Genomic DNA, 22,835 nt, shown 5'->3' with positions numbered 1-22,835 from the left:
ACGGATGGTTACATTGCGCCGGGCCTTTTCCCGGTCGCCATGCTGACGAGGATGATCGCGCCCAGCGCCGCGGCAAAGCCTGGGACGATTTCATAGAGCCCAGGGCCGCCCAGAAACGCCTTGTTCCAACCCAGCGCGATCCACCCTGCGACCACGCCCGCGCCGGTCACCAGACCTGCCACCGCGCCCGCGCCGGTCATCCGATCCCATGTCAGTGCCAGCAGGATCAGCGGGCCGAAGGCTGCGCCGAAACCCGCCCAGGCGTTGGCAACAAGCCCCAGCACCTCGCTGTTCGGGTCGCTCGCCAGCACGCAGGCAGCAATTGCGACCAGTGCCACAGCGATGCGGCTGACATTGACCGCCTCGGCTTCCGAGGCGTTGCGGCGCAGGAACAGGCGATAGAAGTCCTCGGTCAGCGACGAGGAGGACACCAGCAGCTGCGATGAAATCGTGCTCATGATCGCGGCCAGCAGTGCGGCATAGAGAAAGCCGGTCACCGCCGGATGGAACAGCAGCTGGGCCATGACGATGAAGATCGTTTCCGGGTCGTCCACCACCAGCCCGTTGCGCTCGACATAGGCGCGGCCCGCCAGCCCCAGCCCGATCGAGCCCGCCAGTGCAATCCCCATCCAGCCAAGCCCGAAAGCCGCGGCGCGCGGCACGTTCTTCACCTTGTCGATCGCCATGAAGCGCACGATGATATGCGGCTGGCCGAAATAGCCGAGGCCCCAGGTCACCGCGCTGATGAAGCCGATCGCGGTGAGGCCGTGAGTGAGATCGAGGAACCCTTCGACCGGCACCTCGCTCAGCGATCCGCCCGCGCTGCCTCCGGGGCCGAACATCACCACCAGCGGCATGATGATCAGCGCCCCCATCATGATCAGGCCTTGCACGAAATCGGTCAGGCTGACGGCAAGGAACCCGCCAATCATGGTATAGGCCAGCACGATCCCCGCCGTGATCAGGATGCCGAGCATGTAGTCGGAGAACATCGTGTTCGGCAGGATCCCGGCAAAGGCGGTCTCGAACAGCTTGCCACCGCCCACCAGTCCAGCAGCGGTGTAGACGGTGAAGAAGGCAACCACGATCACCGCCGAGGTGACGCGCAGCATCGTCCCGCTTTCGGGGAAGCGGTTGGCGAGGAATTGCGGGATCGTCAGCGCATTGCCCAGCCGCTGGGTCTGTTCGCGCAGGCGCGGGGCGACAATGATCCAGTTGGCCACCGCGCCAAGGAACAGCCCGATCCCGATCCACGCTTCGACCAGGCCGGCGGCATAAAGCGCGCCCGGCAGGCCGAGCAGCAGCCAGCCCGACATGTCGCTGGCACCCGCCGAAAGCGCGGCGACCGAAGGCGGCAGGTTGCGTCCGGCCAGCAGATAGCCTTCGGAATCCCCGGTGGATTTGCGCCAGGCATAAAGCCCGATGGCGAGCATGAGGACGAAGTAAGCGGCGAGACTGGCGAGGGTTGCACTGTTCATGGGCAGCGGGGGTAACAAGCGCAGGCGGGAATGGCCACAGCCGTCCCCCAATTCGCAAGGATTGCCCCCGACGGCCTCGATTCAGCTAAAAACCTGTCCCGCAAGGCATGGCGCGGGCAAGAATATGTCGTATGCGCTGGCCGGAGCGCATTGCTCCGGCCATTGCCGAAGTGCCTCAATCTTCCTTCTTGCGCTTGGCCTTTTTGCGCTCGTGCGGACAGAGCAGCGCCTTGCGCAGGCGGATCGACTGCGGGGTGACTTCGACCATCTCGTCATCGTCGATATAGGCGATCGCCTGTTCGAGGCTCATGCGCCGCGGCGGGGTCAGGCGGATCGCGTCATCCTTGCCCGATGAGCGGATGTTGGTGAGCTGCTTGGCCTTCAGCGGGTTCACTTCAAGATCATCGGGCTTGGCGTTCTCGCCGATCACCATGCCTTCATAGACCTTCATCTGGGGCGAGATGAACAGGGTGCCGCGTTCCTCCAGCGAATTGAGCGCATAGGCCACCGCCTCGCCGTCGCCGTTGGAGATCAGCACGCCATTGATGCGGCCTTCAATCGGGCCCTTATAGGGGCCGTACTTCTCGAACAGGCGGTTCATGATCCCGGTGCCGCGCGTGTCGGACAGGAATTCGCCATGGTAGCCGATCAGGCCCCGGCTGGGTGCCGAGAAGGTGATGCGGGTCTTGCCCTGGCCCGAGGGGCGCATTTCGGCAAGGTCGGCCTTGCGGCGCTGCATCTTCTCGACGACCGTGCCTGAATGTTCGTCATCCACGTCGATGACGACGGTTTCGTAAGGCTCCATGCGCTTGCCGTCTTCCTCGCGGAACAGCACGCGCGGGCGGCTGATACCGAGTTCGAAGCCTTCACGGCGCATCGTCTCGATCAGCACGCCGAGCTGCAATTCGCCGCGCCCGGCGACTTCGAAACTGTCTTTGTCTTCGCTTTCAGTGACGCGGATGGCGACGTTGGTTTCCGCCTCGCGAAGCAGACGGTCGCGGATCATGCGGCTGGTGACCTTGCTGCCCTCGCGGCCCGCAAGCGGGCTGTCGTTGACCGAAAAGCGCATGGCGAGCGTCGGCGGATCGATCGGCTGGGCGGCGATGGGTTCGGTGACCGAAGGATCGCAGATGGTGTTGGCGACGGTCGCCTTTTCGAGGCCGGCCAGCGCGATGATGTCGCCCGCTCGCGCCACGTCCACCGGCACGCGCTCCAGCCCGTCGAAGCTCATAAGCTTGGTCGCACGGCCGGTTTCGATCACCTTGCCGTCCATATCGATGGCGTGGATCGGATCATTGACCTTGATCGTGCCCGATTGCACGCGGCCTGTCAGCACGCGGCCCATGAAATTGTCGCGGTCAAGCAAGGTCGCAAGGAAGGCGAACTTGGCGTCCGGATCGAGGCCGGGGGCGGGCACATGCTCGATGATCTTGGCGAACAGCGGGGCAAGGGTGCCGCTGCGCGCGTCGGCGTCTTCGCTGGCATAGCCTTCGCGGCCCGAGGCGTAGAGCACGGGGAAATCGAGCTGTTCGTCATTGGCATCCAAGCTGACGAACAGATCGAACACCTCGTCCAGCACTTCCTGCGGGCGGCCATCGGGACGGTCGATCTTGTTGACGACGACGATGGGCTTGAGGCCGAGCGCGAGCGCCTTGCCGGTCACGAACTTGGTCTGCGGCATCGCGCCTTCCGCGCTGTCGACCAGCAGGATCACGCCGTCGACCATCGAGAGGATGCGCTCCACCTCGGCGCCGAAATCGGCGTGGCCGGGGGTGTCGACGATGTTGATGCGGGTTGTCGCGCCGTCCTGCTCCCATTCGACGCTGGTGCACTTGGCGAGAATGGTGATCCCGCGTTCCTTTTCGAGATCGCCCGAATCCATCGCGCGTTCCTCGACCCGCTGGTTGTCGCGGAAAGTCCCCGACTGGCGGAACAGCTGATCGACCAGCGTGGTCTTGCCATGGTCAACGTGGGCGATAATCGCGATATTTCTGAGGGCGGACGACATGCGCGAAAAACTTCCGGTGAAAAGCCGGACGCTGGTCGTCCGGGGCAGGGGACAGGGGCAACGCCGCGTGGGCGCGCTGGGTTAGGCGGTGTTTGTGGCGGGTTGGCGACAATCCCTGACGCTACGGCATCAGCCGCAGATCATCAGGGTTGTTGCGTTGCAACATTGCCGGCGCGCCTAGCAGGGGTGCGCTCCGGGGGCAAGCGCCGGGGGTGCAAGGCGGTTTGCGATCGGTCTTTCCTGTGTGACTCTTGCGCAACATAAGCCCGCTCAGTCCAGCAAAAGCGCGGGTCTGCGGCTTGTCGCTCGGCTTTTGCTGGCTTATCACTCCGCCTCACGACCACGGGAGAGAGCGCATAATTACAATGCGCGCCTGGAAAGGCACCGGGGTTGCGGGATTTTTGGAGAGGAGCTTCCATGCGTTCGACCATCACCGGCACTGCCGGCGCTTATCGATTCACCCTGCTCGCCGGTGCGGCGACCTTCGCCCTCGGCATGCCGGGCGTGGCCTTTGCACAGGACGAAGGGCCGGAGCTCGACGCGCCCGAAAGCAGCAACGTCATCATCGTCACCGCGTCCAAGCGTGAACAGACCCTGCAGGAAACCCCGATCGCGGTCTCGGTGACCAGCGGCGACGTGATCGAGACCGCACAGATCCGTGACGTGCTCGACCTGCAGACCGTGGTTCCCTCGCTGCGCGTCAGCCAGCTGCAGACCTCGTCGGCGACCACCTTCATCATCCGCGGCTTCGGCAACGGCGACAACAACTTCGGGATCGAGCCTTCGGTCGGCGTGTTCATCGACGGCGTGTTCCGTTCGCGCTCGGCCTCGGCCCTGTCCGACCTCAACATGATCAGCCGCGTCGAAGTGCTGAACGGGCCGCAATCGACCCTGTTCGGCAAGAACGCGAGCGCCGGCGTGATCTCGATCGTCACCAAGGAACCGCAATACGAATTCGGCGGTCAGGTCGAAGCGGTCTACGGCAACTTCAATCAGGTGTTCCTGCGCGGTGAAGTGACCGGCCCGATCAGCGACAATATCGCATGGTCGCTCGACGGCACCTATCAGCAGCGCGACGGCATCGGCCGGATCGTCAACCTTGACGAGGAAATCAACAACCGCAACCGCTGGTCGACCCGCGGGCAGTTGCTGATCGAGCCGACGACGGACATCAAGATCCGCCTGATCGCCGATTACACCAATATCGATGAAATCTGCTGTCAGACCAGCAACCTGGTCGTCGGCCCCGCCACCGCAGGCGCCGTGGCGGCTGTGGGCGGGCAGTTCCCGACCGATTTCTTCAGCTTCGACAACTTCCTCAACGTGGTGCCGGTCAACAAGAACGAGAACTACGGCTTCTCGGGCCAGGTCGACTGGTCGCTGGGCAACCTGACCTTCACCTCGATCACCGCCTACCGTGAACTGCGCAACGAGTTCATTCAGGACGTCGACTTCACCAGCGCCGACCTGACCGCTGAAGGCCGCGATCAGGGTGTGGACACCTTCACCCAGGAATTCCGGATCACTTCGGACTTCGATGGCCCGCTGAACTTCCTGCTCGGCGGTTTCTACTTCGACGAGAAGATCCGTCAGGACAGCTTTCTGACTGTCGGCAATGATCTGCGCAACTTCGCCGCGTTCCAGGCGGCCGCTCCGCTGGTTCCGGCCGGAACGCCGGGCGCTGCCCAGGTCGCGGTCGGCAATCAGGTTCTGGCTGGTGCCGAAACCGGGCTGGGCCTGCCGGTCGGCAGCATCTTCGGCGGCGACTTCCTGTCGCGTGAACGCTTCTCGGTCGACAACCAGTCGTGGTCGATCTTCGGGACGGTCGATTTCGAACCGGCCGATGGCCTCGTCTTCACCGCCGGATTCAACTACACCGATGACCGCAAGCAGTTCGGGCTCGATTTTGCCGCGCTCGATCCGCTTGCCAATATCAACCTGGTCGATGCCTTCATCGTCGGTGCGACGGGCGGTACGGTGACCAACCGTGCTGCGTTCCAGGCTCTGCCGGCTGCCAACCAGCAGCTGTTGCTCGGCCTGGGGACAACGCCGTGCGGTGCAGCCGGCGCTCCGCCGCAGGCACCGGCTTGCAACCCGCTGCTCGGCCTGGCCGCGCTGCAGTTCCAGACCCCGTTCCCGGCGGTTCCGAACGCGGTCGAGGATGGCCGCACGCAGGATGATCAGCTGACCTACCTGCTGCGCGTCGCCTATCAGGTCTCGAACGAGCTGAATGTCTATGCGAGCTACGCGACCGGCTTCAAGGCAAGCTCGGTCAACCTCTCGCGCGATAGCCGTCCGCTGGCGACCGATTTCACCGCCGGTCCGGGCCGTTCGACCTTTGGGGCTCCGGCCTCGCCGATCCTCAACGCCGGTCTGGCCGTGCCGAACCTGACCACCGGCACCCGCTTTGCCGGGCCGGAAAAGGCCGAGGTCTATGAAATCGGTCTGAAGGGCCAGTGGGAAGGCGTGGGCTTCAACCTTGCGGTGTTCGACCAGAGCATCGACGGGTTCCAGTCGCTGGCCTTCACCGGCCTCGGTTTTGCGCTGCAGAACGCCGGTCAGCAGTCGGTGCGCGGTTTCGAATTCGACACCACCATCACCCCGACCGAAGGCCTGGTGCTGACCTTCGCCACCACCTACCTTGACTCGGTGTTCGACAGCTTCCCGGGCTCGGTGCTCGGCGATCTCACCGGCCAGCGCGTGGGCGGGGTTCCGGAGTGGGCGATTGCCACCTCGGCAACCTACACCCACGAATTCGGGTCGAGCGGCAACAAGCTGATCACCCGCGTCGATTACGCCCATGAAAGCAACACCGACATCAACAATGGTTTGCCGACCTTCAACCGCGCGCTGGGCAACACCCAAATCTTCGCGCGCGAAGTCAATCTGGTGAACGCTGCAATGACGCTGGCGCTGGACAACGGGCTGGAAATCGGTGCCTTCGCCCGTAACCTGCTCAACGACCAGTTCGTGACCACCGTGTTCGACGGTGTGGCGCAGGCCGGTACGGTTTCGGGCTATCCGAACCTGCCGCGCACCTATGGCGGCGTCATTCGCTTCCGCTTCTGATCGGACAAGCCATTCAGGCTTTGAGAGAGGCCTCGCACCACGGGTGCGGGGCCTTTTTCTTTTCGGCGTTTGGGGCGCAGCGCCCGCCCAGTTTTTCTGTTTGCCTCAAGGTCTTGGCCTGTGCATTCTGCGCATCTGCGGCAGGGCAATGACCGCAAGGGGGATCAGATGGTCGATATTGGTCGCGTGTTTTCGACGAGTTTTGCGATGTTCCGTCAGCGGTTCTGGCTGCTGCTGGGAATGTGGGCGGTGTTTTTCGCGATCCAGACCGCGGCATCGATGGTGCTGGGCATCGGGCTTGGCGCCGCGGGACTGGCGGGCGCGGCGGCGCTTGGCAGCAGCGGGTTCGACGATCCGGCAGCGATGGATGACATGGGCGTTCTGGCTGGCCTCGGGATCGGCATGATCCTCTTCATGGTGCTGTTCTACGGCGCCTATATCGTGATCCTGCTGGCGCAGCAGGCGGCGATGGTAACGCTTGCCTCGCCGCTGGAAGAGCCGATGTTCGGGCTGGCACTGCGGCGCGGGTTCAAGAGCGCGCTGCCGTTCATCGGCATCGCCCTGTTGTTGCTGCTTGCCTATGCCGCGATGATGGTGGCGTCACTCGCGGTGGCGGGTGCGGTCGGCGCGGTGGCGGGAGGCTCGATCGGCGGGGTAGCCGGGACGTTGCTGATCGTGCTGGCTGCGCTGTACCTCGCCTGCCGCTTTGCCGTGCTGGTGCCGGTGGTGGCGGTGGACGAGGTCTACAACCCGGTGACCGCCATTCGCCGGTCTTGGGCGGTGACACAGGGCAAGGCGCTGTCGATCCTGCTCGCGCTGCTCGGCTTTGGCGCGATCACGCTGGTCGTGCTCGGCGTGCCGCTGCTGATGATCATCGGCGCGGCGACCGGGCTTGAGGGCGGCGGAGAGCCGTCAGGCGGGGCGATCGCGGTGATCATCATCGCGGGGCTGGCGCTCATTCCCCTGTTCATGGCCTATTCGATCTATGCCTCGGCGTTTACGGCTTCGCTTCATGTCGAAGTGACCGACGGCGGGGCAGAGCGGCTGGAGGAGGTCTTCGCCTAAAGCTCCCGCAGCGCACGGGCCGGTTTCGCGCGCAAAAGCGGCAGCGAACCGGCCAGCGCGAAGCCGAGCACCAGCGTGACGCCCAGGGCCAGCACGCCCAGCACCTGACTCCAGTCGGGCAGCCAGTCGAATTCGAACAGCTGGGTGATGACCACCCATGCAAGGCCTCCGCCAAGCCCCAGCGCCACCAACGCCAGCACACCGGCGAGCAGACCATATTCAGCGAGTTGCAGCAGCAGCACCTGCCGCCGGCTAGCGCCCAGCACGCGCAGCATCACCGTGTCATAGGTGCGCGCCGCCCGTGCTGCGGCAATCGCGCCCATCAGCACCGCCAGCCCCGCCAGCACTGTCACGGCCGCCGCTGCCAGCGTTGCGAGGCTCACCTGTTGCAGCAGCTTGCGCGCCTCGACCAGAATCCCGCCCACCTCGATCACTGAACTTGAGGGCATTTCCTGCACCAGCGCCCGCAGCAGGCGGCCGCGCGCGGCGCTTTCAGCGCTGTCGGGCAGATCGACTGTCGCCGAAAGATTGTGCGGCGCATCGGCAATCGCATTGCGGCTGAACACCAGCGCGAAGTTGAAGCCCATGCTTTCCCAGTCGATTTCGCGCAAGGAAGCGACGCGCGCGGTGCGCTCTACCCCAAGGATGCCGATGGTGAGGTAATCGCCCACCTTCAGCCCCACCGCCTCGGCAAAGCGCGCATCGACCGAGACCAGCGGCTCGCCCTTGTGGAACGGGCTCCACCATTCGCCGGCCACCACGCGGTTGCCTTCGGGCAGGGTGTCGGCATAGGTCAGCCCGCGCTCGCCCCGCAGCGCCCATGCGCCTTCGGGGATTTCATCAAGATCGGCGACCCGCACCATCGCGTCTCTGGGGCCATAGGCGATCACCGCGCCGCGCATGGTCGGCACGGTGCGAATACCGGCATCGGGGAATTCCTGCTGGATCAGTTCGAAGAAGCGCGGTTCCTTGGCCTGCGGCACATCGAGCACGAAGTAGTCTGGCGCCTGCCTGGGTACGCGGCTCTGGATATTGCCATCAATCGCGGTCTGTACCGCGGCAAGCAGCACGAAGGCGGCAAGGCCAAACCCCAGCGCCGTCACCAGCGCTCCCGTCGGCGCACCGGGCCGGTGAAGGTTGGCCAGCGCGCTCCTCAGCAGCGGATTGGCCGGGCGCGGCAGGCGCCGCGCGAGAGTCTGGATCAGCCAGCCAAGCCCTGCCAACAGCAGCAGCGCACCGCCCGCGGCCAGCAGGAACCCGCCCGACAGCATCGGCTGGGCCGTCGTCAGCAGCGCCAGCGCACAGATCGCTGCCAATCCCAGCCCGGTTGCGATCAAGGCGCGCTTGTCCCGCGCCAGCGGCACGATGCCTGACCGCATCAGCGCCATCGCCGGGAAGGTGCGCGCGCGCAGCAGGGGCGCAGCAGCGAAAGTGAAGGCCACCAGCAAGCCATAGCCCGCCGCCAGCGCCAGTGCGCCCGGCGCAATCAGAAACCCGCTCTCGACCGGCAGCAGGCCTTGCAAGGCGCTCGCCAGCAGCGGCGTCACCGCGACCCCGGCGACCAGCCCTGCGATGCTCCCCACCAGCGCCGCAACGCCGATCTGCAAGGCATAGATGCGCACGATGTCGGCCGATGTCGCCCCCAGCACCTTCAGCGTTGCAATCCCGGCGCGGCGCTGATCGAGATAGGACGACACCCCGCCAGCAATCCCGATCCCCGCAATCACCAGTGCGGCAAGGCCCACCAGCGTCAGGAAATCGCTCATCTGCCGCACGAAGCGGTCAGCGCCGGGAGAGGCGCGGTCGCGGGTGCGGATATCGAACCCGGCGGTGGGGAAAGCCTTGGTCAGCGCTTCTTCCACCTTGGCCGGATCGCGGCCCGCATCGGCAAAGGCCACGCGGTGCTTGCTCTGATAGAGCGCGCCCGGTTCCAGCAATCCGGCAGCAGCCGGCACGCCTTCGGCCACGATCACCGTCGGGCCGAGCTGAAACCCTTCCGACAGGCGGTCGGGTTCGTCCTTGATGATCCCCGCCGCGCGCAAGGTGACTGTGCCGACCTTGAAGCTTTCACCCAGCTTGATGCCGAGCCGTTCGATCGCGGTCTGCGCAATCCATGCATCCGTGCCTGTCGGCGCGCCGACCGCGCGGCCATCTTCCAGCAGCAGCGTGCCGAACATCGGCCATCTGGTGTCGACTGCCTTCAGTTCGATCGGCGCCGCCGCGTCGGGCGTGCTCGCCATCGCCTGCATCCGGTAACCGCTGGAAATCGTGCCATAGGCGGAAATCGCGGTGACTTCTTCGGGCCGCAGGGTGCGCTGCCACACCTCGACCTCCAGATCCCCGCCCAGCAACTCCTGCCCGCTTGAGGCCAGTTCACGCTCGATCGCGGTGGTCAGCGTGCCGATCGCCGCCAGTGCCGCCGTGCCGAGGAAGATGCACACCAGCAGCAGCCGCAACCCCTTGAACCGGGCGTTGAGATCGCGCCGGGCAATCGCCCATGCAGTTGCAAGGGGCAAGCTCATGCGCTGGCCGCTGCCGTGTCGGACACGATCACCCCGTCGGCCATGGTCAGCACCCGCTCGCAGCGCGCGGCGAGGCTGGCGTCATGGGTGATGATCAGCAGCGTTGCTCGGGTTTCGGCGCGGCGGGCAAACAGCAGCTTGATGATTTCCTCTCCGGTTGCCGCGTCGAGATTGCCGGTCGGTTCATCGGCGAAGATGAGGTCAGGGCGCGGCGCGGTGGCGCGGGCAATGGCGACGCGCTGCTGTTCTCCGCCTGAAAGCTGGGTGGGGTAATGCCCGGTGCGATGGCCAAGACCGACAGCGTCGAGTTCGGCCAGCGCGCGCGGGGCAGCATCCGGCATCCCGGCAAGCTCCATCGGGGTGGCGACATTCTCTGCCGCGGTCATGGTGGGCAGCAGGTGGAAGGCCTGCAAGACGATCCCGATCCGGCCCCGGCGTGCCGCGGCAAAGCCGTCTTCGTCCAGCGCGGCGAAATCTGCGCCTGCCACATTGAGGCTGCCCCCGCTGGCGCGTTCGAGGCCGGACAGTACCGCCATCAGCGAGCTTTTGCCCGAACCCGATGGGCCAAGCAGCGCGACGACTTCCCCGCGCGGAACATCCAGATCGATCCCGCGCAGGATCGTCACTGGCGCCGCCGGGCTGCCGAGGGTGAGGGTAAGATTGCGGGCGCTTATTGCGAGAGAGGGGCTTGTCACGGGGTTCCGATGGCATAGGTGTGGGGCTGCGGGCAAGCTACAGGTACGGAAGGCTCACGGATGCACAAGCGCTCTTGGTCGAAAATTGCCGTGATCGGTGCAGGGGTGCTGGCGCTGGCAGCCTGCGGTGATGGGGCGGAGGACGCCGTGCCTGCGGGCGGCGTGGCGCAAGACGGCCAGCCTGCGCTTCCCGCTGTGCCGGTGATGGGGCCGGAACGGCGCATTCTTGCCTTCGGGGACAGCCTGTTTGCAGGCTATGGTCTTGATCCCTCGCAAAGCTACCCTGCGCGGCTGGAGGCAGCCTTGCGCGCCCGGGGCGTGAACGCGAAGATCGCCAATGCGGGCGTTTCCGGCGATACCACGGCAGCCGGGCTCAATCGGATCACCTTCACGCTGGATGCGCAGCAGCAGGCGCCCGATCTGTTCATTCTGGAACTGGGCGGCAATGATCTGCTGCGCGGGCTTTCGCCCGAAGAAACGCGGGCCAATCTGGCACAGATGCTGTCTGTCCTACGCGACCGGAACGTGCCAGTCCTGCTGATGGGGATGCGCGCGCCCCCCAATTACGGGCCGGAATATCAGGCGCGTTTCGATGCGATGTATCGCGATCTGGCCAAGGAATATGGCGCGGCGCTGATTCCGTTCTGGCTGGAGGATATCTACCGCGAGCCCGAACTGTTCCAGTCCGACCGCATTCACCCCACGGCGGAAGGGATCGAGCGGCTGGTGGCCTCGACGATTGCAGAGGTTGAAGGCGCTCTGCCGCCGGTGAAGTGATTTCGCAGGTGTCAGAAGATATATCAAGGTATTGGAAAATAGAAGTATTTATGAAAAATTCGGGTGATCCAGCCCGTTTCAGACCCCTGCCAGACCCCCTCTAGCCACTCTTCAACCCGCCTCAGACCCGCTCCACACCCCCGCCAGACACCCGCCAGATCGCGGCTTCCGAGCGGATCGCGTCAAAGGGTGCGAGTTCGGTGCCGGTCATCCAAACCTGCGCCTTGCCGTTCCTCAGCCGATTGAACAGTTCGGTGCGGCGCACAGGATCGAGATGCGCGGCGACCTCGTCGAGCAGCAGCACCGAAGGTCGTCCAGCGGCGGCAAGGATGCCGTGGGCAAGGGTAATGGCGATCAGCATGGCCTTCTGCTCGCCGGTCGAACAGGATGCAGCCGGCTGCCGGGTGCTGGCCATTTCCACAAGCAATTCATCGCGTTGTGGCCCAGTGAGCGCGCGTCCCGCCGCACGATCGCGCGGGCGGCTTCGGGCAAGCTCGGCGCGCAGGGCGGTCTCGTCCATCGGCCCGCCGGGGCGGTAGGTCAGGGAAGGTCTGGCAAAGGGTTCAGGCGGCAGAGCGGACAGTTCATCCACCAGCCGCAGGACAAGCTCTGCACGCGTGCGCGCCACCGCGGCACCGTGATCTGCAACCTGCGCCTCCACCGCGTCAAGCCAGCGCGGATCACCGCCCGTCTCCAGCAGCTTGCCCCGCTCGCGCAGGGCAGCCTCAAGGGCATTCGCGCGCCGCGCATGATCAGGCGCAATGGCCAGCGCCATGCGATCCATGAACCGCCGCCGCGCACCCGCGCTGTCGGTGAAAAGTCCGTCCATCGCCGGGGTCAGCCATGACAGTGCAAGCCACTCGGCAAGGCTCGCGGCGGTGGCAGCGGCGCCATTCACGCGCACCAGTCGCCGCGCCGGTTGACCGCTTTCGGTATAGGTGCCGATCCGCGCCGAGATCGTCCCTGCCTCTGAAAGGCTGGCGCCGATGGCAAAGGGCAGAGGCGGATCGCCGGGGGCTGCCTTTCGTGCCAGATCACCAAGGTTGGCGCGCCGCAATCCGCGCCCCGGCCCGAGCAGCGAGAGCGCCTCCAGCAGGTTCGTCTTGCCCGCGCCGTTCTCGCCCACCAGCAGGTTGAAATGCGCCGTCTCGCCCAGCGTGGTCGCGGCGTGATTGCGGAAATTCTCGAGGGTGATGCGGCTCAGGCCCATGCCCCCTCGCGGGTAGCCGCGAGGGCAGGGTTTGGCCAGCCATGCGCGCTTGAAAATCAGCAATCCCAACCCTTGGGAAAAATTCCCAAGCTTTCGTCAGGGTGAACAGGCTGTTTGCGGGTTGAAAGCATCAAAACCCCGGAGTTCCGCCATTTTTCGAGTTTGGCACGCCCTGTGCAACGTGTCTGGCATCCCCGGGGGAGAGCCCCGGACAAACGCACAAGAGACCAAAGGAGATCACTCATGTTCGCCATCGAAACTTCAAACCGCCTGTTCGCCGCCGCTTTCTCGGTCGTGTTTTCGGCAGCTTTCTTCGCTTACGCGATCATCCCCGCCAGCCCGACCCTTATCGCCTGATCGTTCAGGCGCGACATTTTCAAGAAGGATGATTTTTCCATGTTCGGCCAAGACAACAACGCCCGTTTCGCTTCGGCTGCTTTCGCTGTCATTCTGACTGTCGCCAGCTTTGCCTATGCGATCATTCCCGCCAGTCCCGGCATGATCGCCTGACTGCCACCCGTTACCAAGGAGACCATCTGAGATGAACGACATCATGGGCCAATCCGGCGGCAAGCCGCCCCGCGCGGGCTTCCGGCTCGACAAGACCAGCGGCAAGCTGTTCGGCGTGTGCGCCGGGATCGGCAACTATTTCGACATCGACCCGCTGCTTGTGCGGATCGGCTTCGTGCTCGGGACGCTGTTCGGCTTCGGCAGCTTTATCCTGATCTACCTCGCGATTGCACTGATCGCCGATTGAGGGGCCGCGAGGCCCCTCAATCCATTACATCGCCGAGATACCGCCATCGAGCTTCAGCTCTGCGCCGGTCATGAAGCGGCTTTCATCGCTCGCCAGATAGACCACCGCGTTGGCGATATCGTTCGGCTCGCCCACGAATTTCAAGGGGATCTGCCGCGCCAGCTTCTCCAGCAGCACATCCTTGTCAAGCTGAGCCGAGCGCGCCGTCCCGTCCAGAATGGGCGTATCGACGAAGGTCGGATGGACCGAATTGCAGCGGATGTTCATGCTCTTCTTGGCGCAGTGCAGCGCAATCGACTTCGACAGCATCCACACTGCTGCCTTGCTCGCGTTGTAGGCGGGCATCGTATCGCTGGCGATCAGCCCTGCGATGGACGAGATGTTGATGATCGACCCCGGCGCGTGTTCGCGCATCAGGGGCAGGGCCTTCTGGCAGCCGTGGAAGATCGAGTTGACGTTGATGTCGAAGCAGCGTTGCCAGTCTTCGAAGGTGCAGGCCTCGATATTGCCCGGCACGCCGATCCCGGCATTGTTGACCAGCACGTTCAATCCGCCGAGCTGCTCGCGCGCGGCATCAATGGCGGCTTCCCACTGCGCCGGGTCGGTCACATCATGCGCCATGCCGAACGCCGTGCCTGCGCCCATCTCAGCGTTGATGATCGCCGCGGTTTCTTCTGCGCCCGCACCGTTGATATCGGTCGCCAGCACCCGCGCGCCTTCCTGCGCCAGCCGGATGCAATGCGCCCGGCCCAGGCCCTGGGCACCGCCCGTTACGAGAGCCAGCTTGCCCGCTACACGTCCTGCCATAGTCTATTCCTCTCCCAAGTATCCCGGTGTCAGCAACATCGCGATCCGCACATCGACAGCATGGCCCGCGCGCCGCCATTCGGCCACGAAGCGTGACAGGTCGCGCAGGGCCACGCGGTGGACGGTGATATTCTCGCCTTCGGTGCCGCCGCCTTCGCTGACCCGTTCCAGACTGGTCGCCTTCAGCAGCGTGAAGCATTCCGAGACCATGCCGGGCGAGGAGTAGAACTCCCCCAGCACATCAAGCCGCCCGGCGCGGTAGCCGGTTTCCTCCTCCAGCTCGCGCGCGGCAGCGGCTGTGGCGCCTTCTCCCTCGCTCCCGGCATCATCGCCGACGAGCCCGGCGGGAATTTCGAGACTGAAGCGTCCAAGCGGCACGCGGTACTGGCTGACGAGGATCACGTGGCGGGTGCCGTCCGGATCGACGTCCAGCGCGATGATCGCCGCTGCACGGATGCCGCGCGCGCGGCCGACATATTCCCAGCGCCCCCGCGTCTTGGCGGTGATGAACTTGCCCTCCCACTGCACCACTTCGGGCAGATCGGCATCGCGGTCTTTGATCAAGGGAAGGCTCCGTCAGGAGGGATGGAACCGTCCTTCCACAGCCTGGGGCGCGACGGGTCAAGAGGCTAAATCGTCACACTTCGATCAGCCGGTCGGGCAGTTCGTTCACATCCTCGCCACCGCGCGGGAAATGCTGGGCGAGCACGAAGCCGACATCGCGGATACCCACCGCGAGACCTTCGGCGATGCGGCCCTTGCGGATCTCGACGAGCATGTCGCCCATCGCCTCGCCCCAGACCTCGGCAGGCACCTTGGCAGCGATGCTTTCATCCGCGACGATTTCGGCGCGGTGTTCGCGCATCGAGAGGTAGATCAGCACGCCGGTGTGCCCGGTGGTGCGGCCTTGCGCCCCGACCTTGAACTGGCGCACCGCCTGATTGTGAACGCGGATCGTCTTGGTGGGGCCGGGGATCAGCGCGAATTTCAGCGGCTCCCATTGCTGCACCAGCAGCACAGCCGCGAAGGTGACGAGCCCGAGACCGATCACCATGCTGGCCAGCTCGCCCGTGATCCATTCATGGCCCCAGCCGCCGATCAGGCTGTCCCACAGATCAAGGAAGGGCTGGGGAGGGCGGCAAACACGCTCATCACGGTAAAGGCCGCGCCCACGGCCCACAGCAGCGCGACATCGGTGTAGCCATCACTACGATCCGCCAGCACAGTGACGATCTCGCCCGAGGTGGCGCTTTCGGCCTCGGTCACAGCGGCGCTGACCAGCGCGTGCCCGGCTTCATCGAGATAGGCCATGGCTCACCATCCTCCCGAGGCGCCGCCGCCTCCGAACGAACCGCCGCCGCCGGAAAAACCGCCGCCCCCAAAGCCGCCTCCGCCGCCCCAGCCGCCGCCGTCATTGTCGCTGCCCGACAGCGCCCCGCGCAGGATCGCGCTGCCGACTTCCCACAGGATCACGTCGCGCGCCGTATCGCCAAGATCGCGCCCTCGGCTTCCCCACGGGCCTTCGCCCTTTGAGCGATACTTCCGCCGTCGCCCGCGTCCGGCAAGGAGCGGGAGGATGAAGAAGAAGAACATGAAGGCCAGCCAGATCAGCACGCCCACCGGGAAGCCCCCGTCGCTCTTGCGCTTGGCCCCCGCCTCGGCCGCGATGCGCGCGGCTTCTTCGGGCGGCAATTGCAACTGGGCGATGATCGCGTCCGTTCCGGCTTCGATCCCGCCGGGAAAGTCGCCATCACGGAAACGCGGCAGGATCTGGTTCTGGATGATCAGCGCCGACAGGGCATCGGTGAGATAGCCTTCAAGACCATAGCCGACCTCGATCCGCACCTTGCGATCATTGGGCGCGACCAGCAGCAGCGCGCCGTCATTGCGCTGCGCATCGCCAAGCCCCCATGCACGGCCGAGCTGATAACCATAGTCCGAGATATCATAGCCTTGCAGATCAGGAATGGTGGCGACCACCAGTTGCCGCTGTGACTGTGCCTCCAGCGCCTCAAGCTTGGCCGTCAGAGCCGCCTCAGCCTCCGGGGAGAGCAGGTCGGCATTGTCCACCACCCGCCCGGTCAGCTCGGGAAATTGCGGCTGCGCGGCAGCAGGGGCAGCAAGCCACGCCCCCGCCAGCGCGAGCAAAAGGATCAGGCGACGCAGCACGCCGGTCAGTTCGACGTCATGTCGAGCGTCGGGGCGGCTTCAGCACCTTCGGTCACGGCCTTGTAAGGCACCATCGGTTCAGCCCCGTGGATGATATTGGCGCCGATCGTGTCGGGGAAGGTGCGGATCGTGGTGTTATACTTGCGCACCGCTTCGTTGTAGTCGCGGATGGCCACGGCAATGCGGTTCTCCGTCCCTTCCAGCTGGCTTTGCAGCGCGAGGAAGTTTTGGTTCGACTGGATCTGCGGATAGGCCTCGAAACTGGCAAGCAGACGGCCGATACCGGCGCCAAGCTGGCTTTGTGCAGCGGCGAATTCTTCCATCTTGGCCGGATCATTGAGATCATCGCCGGTGATGTTGACACTTGTGGCCTTGGCGCGCGCCTCAGTCACCTGGGTGAGGATGGTGCGCTCGTTCTCGGCCGCGCCCTTGGCGACCTCGGCGAGGTTGGGGATGAGGTTGGCACGGCGCTGGAACTGCGCCTCGACATCGGCCCACTTGGCCTTGGCCTCTTCCTCGGCCGCCGGGACGGAATTGATCCCGCAGGCGGCAAGGCCGAGCGCGGCGACAGCGGCAAAGGCGCCGCGCAGCATGGTGGTGAATTTCATCAACTGATCCCTCCGTGTCGCACGGGTCTTGCCCGGCGAGGTGTTCCTGTATTGTGCATATAGCACACCACTTTCGCGGTTCAAGCGGTGGAAGGGATCGTGCGGTGACTTGGCAGGCCATGGCGAGAGTGCCAAAGCATGCTCAGCAGCAAACAAGAAGGGGATCGTCATGCTGTCTGAATTCAAGGCTTTCATCGCCAAGGGCAACGTCATGGATCTTGCCGTGGGCGTCATCATCGGGGCGGCGTTCGGGGCCATCGTCAAGTCGCTGACGGACGAGATCATCATGCCCGTGGTCGGTGCGATCTTCGGCAATATCGACTTCTCGGATCGTTACATCGTGCTTGCCGGGGAGGTCGAGCCTGGCACGCCGCTCGCCGCCGCGCGCGAGGCGGGGGCGAACGTGATCGGGCTGGGGGCTTTCGTATCGGTGGTGATCAACTTCCTGATCCTCGCTTTCATCATCTTCCTGATGGTGCGGTATGTGAACAAGGTGGCCGCGCAGTTTTCGAAGCCGGAAGAAGCGGCGCCGGCCGGGCCGACCGAAGTCGAACTGCTCACCGAGATCCGCGACGCGCTGAAGAAGTAGAGTAGGGGCCGGATGTCTGCGCCAAACGGCCCGCAGGGCCGCAAGGGCGACCGCCCGCCCGCAGCGACGCGGCCTTCAGGCCGTGTGAGCGAGGATACGTGCGCCCGGAGGGGCGTGCATCAAACAAAAGCTCGTCCACTTCACATTCAGGATTGCCGCGCTATATCGGTTCCTGCCGGGTTCGCCCGGCTATGACGATAAATTGCGCTGTGCAATAGATGCAACGGACCCGGGGGCAGTACCCGGCGGCTCCACCATCTGGGCCACGCGGCCAGCACGCATCAAGCGTGCCGACCGAGCGGCTCAGCTGGAGGGGCCGAACCAGGATCGACGTGTGTTGAAAAGCAGTGTTTTCGTCCGGGCTGAGTAACCCGTTAAAGGCTCAAAACCCATAAGTGCCAACGACAACGAAGCACTTGCTCTCGCTGCGTAATGTGACGGCCTAACGGCCTGAATTTACAAAGCTTAGAGCACGGTTCGGACCGAACCGGGTAACAGAATCGGAAACCGGGGGCCCGGGGGAGCCTAGCAACAGAATCCCCCACCTCATCCATCACCGTGCCGGACGCTTGAAGTAGACAAACGGCAGCCAGCTGGCGACCTCGATCCAGCCATCGCGGGCCAGCGCGGCGCTGCCGCCAATCACGCGCCGGTACTCCCAACATACATCGGTGCGCCGGAAGGACAGTTGCAGCGGGCCGACGCCGATCAGTTCGTGTCCCTGACGGCCTTCTTCTCGCAAAATGCTCATCTCGTTGAAGGCATGCGCGCCATAGCGGATCACTTTCTCGCCACCTCCCACGAGTTCATCGTTTGCATCCGTTCCGGGTGTGCGGAAGCGCTGCTGGGCGGCTTGTTTGGAGATGCCAAGCGCATCGCCGATCTCGCTCCAGCTGATGCCGGAACGGCGCGCGGCTTCTACCCATCGGTGCAGAACGATCCTGCCTTCGTCTGCGATAAGATGGGCCGCAAGGATCGCCTCTTCAAAGCCCTCGCGGTTCTCCCCAGTGAAAGGCGGCTCCTGTTCCTTAGCCCAGGCGATCATCAAGGCGCCGACCCGGTCGCGCATTGCTTTCTGTTCGGTGATGTTCACGTGCAGTTTCCCCGTCAATAACTTCCTGACGAGTCGTCAATTGCACGTTGACGACCACTGGTCAAGAGATCGTTGACGTTACGCGGAATCGGGCCGTTCTGTCTTCGCCCGCAGTTCAGCCAGTTCCCTTTCCGCCCGGATGCAATCAAGGATCTTTGCTCCCGCCAGGAACACGGCGCCGGTGGTGGCGAGGAACAGCAACTGGCCGCCGACACCGGGATATTCGTCGAGATAGGCGGAGCCGCGCGCCGTTGCCCCGAGCGCCAGCGCGTAGATGATCACGAACGCCTCAAAGCGCGTCTTGATCACGAACAGCCGTCCCAGCTTGCGCAGCATGGCGTCTCCCGAAGTGCTACGACCCGCCACGGGGCTGAGTCGCCTTAACATTGGGGTAACCTTACGCCGCTCCGGCGCATGCGCCAAACGCGTTAACCAAGCTGTGTCAGGTCGAGCGCATCAAGCAGGGCGAGACGTGCCGCGATTACGCTGTTTGCCAGTGCGGGTGTGCCGAGATCGGACGGATCGATCTGTTCAGGCCAATGCGCAGCGATGGTGCGTTCGATCAGATCGGCCTTGGCCTCGTCGAGCAGGAAACGCGGGTCGACCGTGGCCGGATCGCAGACGACGCGCAGGCGCAGGCAGGCAGGGCCGCCGCCATTGGCCATCGACTGCCGGACATCGACCGGGATCACCTGCCGGATCGGGCCATTGCTGGCGAGCATCGTCTCCACCCAGCTCCACACGGCTTTGCTCTCGCGGCATTCCTCGGGCACGATCAGCGCCATTTCGCCGCTCGGCAGAGTGATGAGTTGCGCGTTGAACAGGTAGGTGCGGATCGCCTCCTGCAAGCTGACCGCGCTGGATGGCACCTCGACCACCTCCAGCGCGGGGAAGGCCGCGCGGATCGCGTCATAGGCGCCCTGCTGGTCGGCGAAGGCCATGTCATGGGTGAACAGCACCCGGCCATTCGCCACCGCCACTACATCATTGTGGAACGCGCCTGCCGCGATGGCTTCAGGGTTCTGCTCGATGAACACAGTCCGCGCCGGATCGAGCCCGTGGGCGCGGGCGACAAGGCGGCTGGCCTGTTCGTGCTGGCGCGCGGGAAAGCGGCCACCGGTCTTGCCGTAAACGAACACCTCGACGCCGGACGCCTCGTGGCTGTCGCAGAGCCGCATATGATTGGCCGCGCCTTCGTCGCCGAAGGTCGGCGGCACCGCGTCGTGGATGGTGAAGTGCGCCGTGTTGCCGAACGCGATTTCCAGCTGGCGCTTGGTGTCGGGCCATTCCTGTGCGCGGTGGAGCATGGTGACGAGGTTCGCGGGCGTCAGGTGGCAGCGCCCGTCGGCGGTATCGGGCGCGGGGCTGACGGTCGCGGCATTGGCGGTCCACATCGACGAGGCCGACCACGGCGCGGCGCGCAATTGCGGCGGCTCGGTGCCGTCGAGCGTGAGCGCATGCGTCAGTGCGCGGTTGGGGCGGGGCAGCGGCAAAAGGAAGCCCTGCACGCCCAGCCGCGCGAGATTGCCGCGCATCTTCGCCACACCCTGCAGGGCGGCGGCGCGCGGGTAGGAAGGGTCGCCCGCATGGCTGGCGCTGGCGATGTTCCCGAGGCTGAGGCCGGCATAATTGTGCGAGGGGCCGACAATCCCGTCGAAATTGATTTCCGTCAGGCTCATCGCGCCACACTCCACACCTTGTCTCCCTCGCATATGTCGAGCAGGTCTGCGCTGGCCGAATCGATTGCGATTCCTCCCTCGCCGTCGAGAACGCGCGCGCCAAAGCAGGCGCGGAAGCTGCCGAGGTGACCAGTCGCGAGGATCGCCTTCTCGCCCTCGCTCACCGACAGCGCGGTAACGCGCGCCTCCGCGCTCCCCTTTACGCTGGTGACATTGTCGGTATGGGCCACCATCGTCGGCCCGCCGTCGAAAATGTCGACATAGCCATCATGGCGAAAGCCTTCGTTCTCCAGCATCCGCATCGCCGCCCGGCCGGTGGGGTGAGGCACGCCGATGACGCTGCGCGCATCCTCGCTCAACATCGCGACATAGACCGGGTGTTTGGGCATCAGATCGGCGATGAACTGGTTGCCGTTGATGGCATTGAAATAATCCGCATCCTGAAAGTTCATTCCGAAAAAACGCCCTGCCACGCCTTCCCAGAACGGCGATCCACCGCGCTCGTCGATAATCCCGCGCAATTCGGCGAGGATGCGGTCGGCGAAGCGTTTGCGGTGCATCGCCACGAACAGGTAGCGCGATCGGGCGAGCAGCAGGCCCAGCCCACCCGCGCGTTCGTTGGGGTGAAGGAACAACCCGCCGACCTCGCTTGACCCTTCGAGATCGGTGACGAGGCTGAGCAGCTCGGCGCGTACTGTGCGGTCAAGCTCCTGCGAATACTGGGTGAGGGTGTTGAGCCGATAGGAATAGAATGGCCAGCGTTGCCCGACATTGGTCATCAGCTGACAGGTGCCGCGCACCGCGCCGGTGCGAGCGTTTTCAAGCACCAGCACGAACAGTTCGTCCCCCAACGTGTCCGCCTCACGGGCGAAGGCGGCCTCGGCCCGTTCGAGCTTGCCGCGCAGTGCCGCTCGGTCGGGCGGCAGGTTGGTAAATCCCCCGCCGGTCAGCTTGGCCATTTCATAAAGTGCCTCCAGATCGGAAGCGCGCGCGGGGCGCAGGCGAAAGGTCACGTGAGGGCTCCTTGAGCGATACGGGTGATCACGCGCGCGGACAGGGCGGCGCGTTCGGCAAGGCTGGGGACGATGAGGTATTCCTGGGGTGAGTGGATCGCCCCGCCGCGCACGCCCATGGTATCAACCACCGGCACACCGCAGGCGGCGATATTGTTGCCGTCGCACACCCCGCCGGTGGACTGCCAGCGAATGCTTTGCCCAAGTTCGGCCCCGCATTCCCGCACCAGATCGAACAGCCTTTGCGCAGCAGCGTCGACCTTTTTGGGCGGCCGGGTGACACCGCCGTGACGATGGGTGATGACCTCATGTTCGGCCTCGATGGCACCGAGCAACTGGCCGAGTGTCTGATCGAACGCGGCGCCGGCCTCGACGCTTTTGGGGCGGATGTTGAAGCGCAGAACGGCGTGATCGGGTACGACGTTGTTGGCCGCGCCGCCTTCCAGCTTGGCCGGGTTGATGGTGATCTCCGGCGTTTCCAGCGCCTTTAACCGCAGGATCAGATCGGCCGCCGCGACAATCGCGTTGCGGCCTTCATGCGGGTTGCGCCCCGCATGGGCGCTGCGCCCCGTGAATGTGATCGAATAGTTTCCGGTACCGCCGCGCTCGTGCGCTAGTGTGCCGTCGGGCAGGGCGGCGGGTTCGTAGGTGAGCGCCGCGAGCTTGCCTGCGGCCAGTTCCGCGATCAGCGCGGCACTGGCAAGCGATCCGGTTTCCTCGTCCGAATTGATCAGCACATCATAGCCCAGTGCCGCTGCATCCGCGCTCGCTTCGAACGCCATCAGCGCGTGGAGCATTACCGCAATCCCGCCTTTCATGTCGGCCACCCCCGGCCCATTGAGTGTCTCGTCGTCGAGCCAGCGTTGTCCTTGAAAGGCGTGGTCGGCGGGGAACACGGTGTCCATATGGCCGGTCAGCAGGATCCGCCGGTTCGCCTGTGGCCGGACGCGCACCAACAGGTGCTGGCCGTGGGGCTTGTCGAACGCCGTGCCATCCGCGGCAATCGCGGTGACGGGTGCGGGGTCGACCAGCGTGACTGTGCCGGGCAGGACGCCGAAAGCCTCTTCCAGCATCGCCGCTTGCTCAGCCAGCCCGGCGAGATTCGCCGTCCCGGTGTTCACCGCGCTCCATGCCTGCACCTGCGCCAGCATCGCGGCACCGTCGATTGTGCCCTTCGTCCCGTCCATCTGTTCCCTCTAGCCGTCTGCGCGCGCCAGTCCAACCCGTTGCAATCATGTCGGGCCTGCGCCATAGGCGGCGCGTCCTCTCCTCCCCGGGTTCCGCTTTGCGTTTACC

General features: G+C 64.9%; 21 protein-coding genes, 1 other RNA gene and 1 pseudogene. 8 read left to right on the top strand and 15 right to left on the bottom strand.

Features of this window, described 5'->3' with window-relative positions; translation table 11 throughout:
* Window positions 1–8 precede the first annotated feature (8 nt).
* Window positions 9–1,478 (bottom strand): sodium/proline symporter PutP, encoded by a 1,470-nt coding sequence (putP, locus tag CHX26_RS13645; RefSeq protein ID WP_104942836.1) that lies wholly within the window; start codon window positions 1,476–1,478, stop codon window positions 9–11.
* 175 nt (window positions 1,479–1,653) lie between these two features.
* Window positions 1,654–3,486, bottom strand: a complete 1,833-nt coding sequence (gene typA / locus CHX26_RS13640) for a translational GTPase TypA (RefSeq protein WP_104942835.1) — start codon at window positions 3,484–3,486, stop codon at window positions 1,654–1,656.
* 417 nt (window positions 3,487–3,903) lie between these two features.
* Here typA and CHX26_RS13635 point away from each other — a divergent pair, with 417 nt between their 5' ends.
* Window positions 3,904–6,555 carry a TonB-dependent receptor gene (locus CHX26_RS13635; RefSeq protein ID WP_104942834.1) on the top strand — a complete coding sequence of 884 codons (2,652 nt, stop codon included), beginning with the start codon at window positions 3,904–3,906 and terminating at the stop codon, window positions 6,553–6,555.
* 168 nt (window positions 6,556–6,723) lie between these two features.
* Window positions 6,724–7,620 carry a glycerophosphoryl diester phosphodiesterase membrane domain-containing protein gene (locus tag CHX26_RS13630; protein WP_146107743.1) on the top strand — a complete coding sequence of 299 codons (897 nt, stop codon included), beginning with the start codon at window positions 6,724–6,726 and terminating at the stop codon, window positions 7,618–7,620.
* Here CHX26_RS13630 and CHX26_RS13625 read toward each other — a convergent pair.
* Both CHX26_RS13625 and CHX26_RS13620 read right to left on the bottom strand, forming a co-directional pair.
* Entirely contained in the window at window positions 7,617–10,142 is a 2,526-nt protein-coding gene (locus tag CHX26_RS13625; RefSeq protein WP_104942832.1) for an ABC transporter permease, read from the bottom strand. The genes CHX26_RS13630 and CHX26_RS13625 overlap by 4 nt on opposite strands.
* Window positions 10,139–10,837, bottom strand: a complete 699-nt coding sequence (locus tag CHX26_RS13620) for an ABC transporter ATP-binding protein (protein WP_104942831.1) — start codon at window positions 10,835–10,837, stop codon at window positions 10,139–10,141. The genes CHX26_RS13625 and CHX26_RS13620 overlap by 4 nt, the downstream gene beginning before the upstream one ends.
* 60 nt (window positions 10,838–10,897) lie before the next feature.
* Between CHX26_RS13620 and CHX26_RS13615 the strand changes: the two genes are divergently transcribed.
* Window positions 10,898–11,614, top strand: a complete 717-nt coding sequence (locus CHX26_RS13615) for an arylesterase (protein WP_104942830.1) — start codon at window positions 10,898–10,900, stop codon at window positions 11,612–11,614.
* A 121-nt stretch (window positions 11,615–11,735) separates the two neighbouring features.
* On the opposite strand, the gene recF is transcribed toward CHX26_RS13615, so the two are convergent.
* Window positions 11,736–12,824 (bottom strand): DNA replication/repair protein RecF, encoded by a 1,089-nt coding sequence (recF, locus tag CHX26_RS13610; RefSeq protein ID WP_104943446.1) that lies wholly within the window; start codon window positions 12,822–12,824, stop codon window positions 11,736–11,738.
* A 243-nt stretch (window positions 12,825–13,067) separates the two neighbouring features.
* Between recF and CHX26_RS15995 the strand changes: the two genes are divergently transcribed.
* From CHX26_RS15995 to CHX26_RS13605, 3 genes are read left to right on the top strand one after another with little or no spacing between them, the layout of a single operon-like run.
* Entirely contained in the window at window positions 13,068–13,181 is a 114-nt protein-coding gene (locus CHX26_RS15995) for an enoyl-CoA hydratase (protein ID WP_199797837.1), read from the top strand.
* A gap of 39 nt (window positions 13,182–13,220) precedes the next feature.
* The gene (locus CHX26_RS15990) at window positions 13,221–13,334 is read left to right on the top strand and encodes an enoyl-CoA hydratase (RefSeq protein ID WP_199797836.1); all 114 of its coding nucleotides are present in this window, start codon (window positions 13,221–13,223) and stop codon (window positions 13,332–13,334) included.
* Window positions 13,335–13,365: 31 nt separating this feature from the next.
* Window positions 13,366–13,581, top strand: coding sequence for a PspC domain-containing protein (locus CHX26_RS13605; RefSeq protein WP_104942829.1), 216 nt, complete (start codon window positions 13,366–13,368; stop codon window positions 13,579–13,581).
* Window positions 13,582–13,605: 24 nt separating this feature from the next.
* Here the strand turns inward: CHX26_RS13605 and CHX26_RS13600 are convergent, their stop codons facing one another.
* The 5 genes and pseudogenes from CHX26_RS13600 to CHX26_RS13580 form a co-directional block, all read right to left on the bottom strand.
* The gene (locus tag CHX26_RS13600; protein ID WP_104942828.1) at window positions 13,606–14,388 is read right to left on the bottom strand and encodes an SDR family oxidoreductase; all 783 of its coding nucleotides are present in this window, start codon (window positions 14,386–14,388) and stop codon (window positions 13,606–13,608) included.
* 3 nt (window positions 14,389–14,391) lie between these two features.
* Window positions 14,392–14,949 (bottom strand): NUDIX hydrolase, encoded by a 558-nt coding sequence (locus CHX26_RS13595; RefSeq protein WP_104943445.1) that lies wholly within the window; start codon window positions 14,947–14,949, stop codon window positions 14,392–14,394.
* Between the two features lie 76 nt (window positions 14,950–15,025).
* A pseudogene (locus CHX26_RS13590) lies at window positions 15,026–15,699 on the bottom strand (TPM domain-containing protein).
* 3 nt (window positions 15,700–15,702) lie between these two features.
* Entirely contained in the window at window positions 15,703–16,557 is an 855-nt protein-coding gene (locus tag CHX26_RS13585; RefSeq protein WP_104942827.1) for a TPM domain-containing protein, read from the bottom strand.
* A gap of 5 nt (window positions 16,558–16,562) precedes the next feature.
* On the bottom strand, window positions 16,563–17,165 hold the full coding sequence (locus CHX26_RS13580) for a LemA family protein (protein WP_104942826.1): 603 nt from the start codon (window positions 17,163–17,165) through the stop codon (window positions 16,563–16,565).
* A gap of 169 nt (window positions 17,166–17,334) precedes the next feature.
* Between CHX26_RS13580 and mscL the strand changes: the two genes are divergently transcribed.
* Together mscL and ssrA are read left to right on the top strand one after the other, a co-directional pair.
* Window positions 17,335–17,754 carry a large conductance mechanosensitive channel protein MscL gene (gene mscL, locus CHX26_RS13575; protein WP_104943444.1) on the top strand — a complete coding sequence of 140 codons (420 nt, stop codon included), beginning with the start codon at window positions 17,335–17,337 and terminating at the stop codon, window positions 17,752–17,754.
* A gap of 135 nt (window positions 17,755–17,889) precedes the next feature.
* Window positions 17,890–18,263: a transfer-messenger RNA gene (gene ssrA, locus CHX26_RS13570) on the top strand.
* Between the two features lie 44 nt (window positions 18,264–18,307).
* Here ssrA and CHX26_RS13565 read toward each other — a convergent pair.
* The 5 genes from CHX26_RS13565 to CHX26_RS13545 form a co-directional block, all read right to left on the bottom strand.
* A complete protein-coding gene (locus CHX26_RS13565; RefSeq protein WP_104942825.1) occupies window positions 18,308–18,847 on the bottom strand; it encodes a hypothetical protein in 540 nt (179 codons plus the stop codon).
* 78 nt (window positions 18,848–18,925) lie between these two features.
* The gene (locus CHX26_RS13560; RefSeq protein ID WP_104942824.1) at window positions 18,926–19,183 is read right to left on the bottom strand and encodes a hypothetical protein; all 258 of its coding nucleotides are present in this window, start codon (window positions 19,181–19,183) and stop codon (window positions 18,926–18,928) included.
* Between the two features lie 92 nt (window positions 19,184–19,275).
* Window positions 19,276–20,526 (bottom strand): N-succinylarginine dihydrolase, encoded by a 1,251-nt coding sequence (locus CHX26_RS13555; RefSeq protein WP_104942823.1) that lies wholly within the window; start codon window positions 20,524–20,526, stop codon window positions 19,276–19,278.
* Window positions 20,523–21,539 carry an arginine N-succinyltransferase gene (locus tag CHX26_RS13550; RefSeq protein WP_104942822.1) on the bottom strand — a complete coding sequence of 339 codons (1,017 nt, stop codon included), beginning with the start codon at window positions 21,537–21,539 and terminating at the stop codon, window positions 20,523–20,525. Before CHX26_RS13550 ends, CHX26_RS13555 begins: the two co-directional genes overlap by 4 nt.
* Window positions 21,536–22,726 (bottom strand): hydrolase, encoded by a 1,191-nt coding sequence (locus CHX26_RS13545; RefSeq protein WP_233997165.1) that lies wholly within the window; start codon window positions 22,724–22,726, stop codon window positions 21,536–21,538. Before CHX26_RS13545 ends, CHX26_RS13550 begins: the two co-directional genes overlap by 4 nt.
* Window positions 22,727–22,835 lie beyond the last annotated feature (109 nt).

Source organism: Porphyrobacter sp. HT-58-2 (genome assembly GCF_002952215.1).
Taxonomy (GTDB): Bacteria; Pseudomonadota; Alphaproteobacteria; order Sphingomonadales; family Sphingomonadaceae; genus Erythrobacter.
Note: the sequence above shows the minus strand (reverse complement) of the source record. Positions and strands in the feature narration are given on the sequence as shown.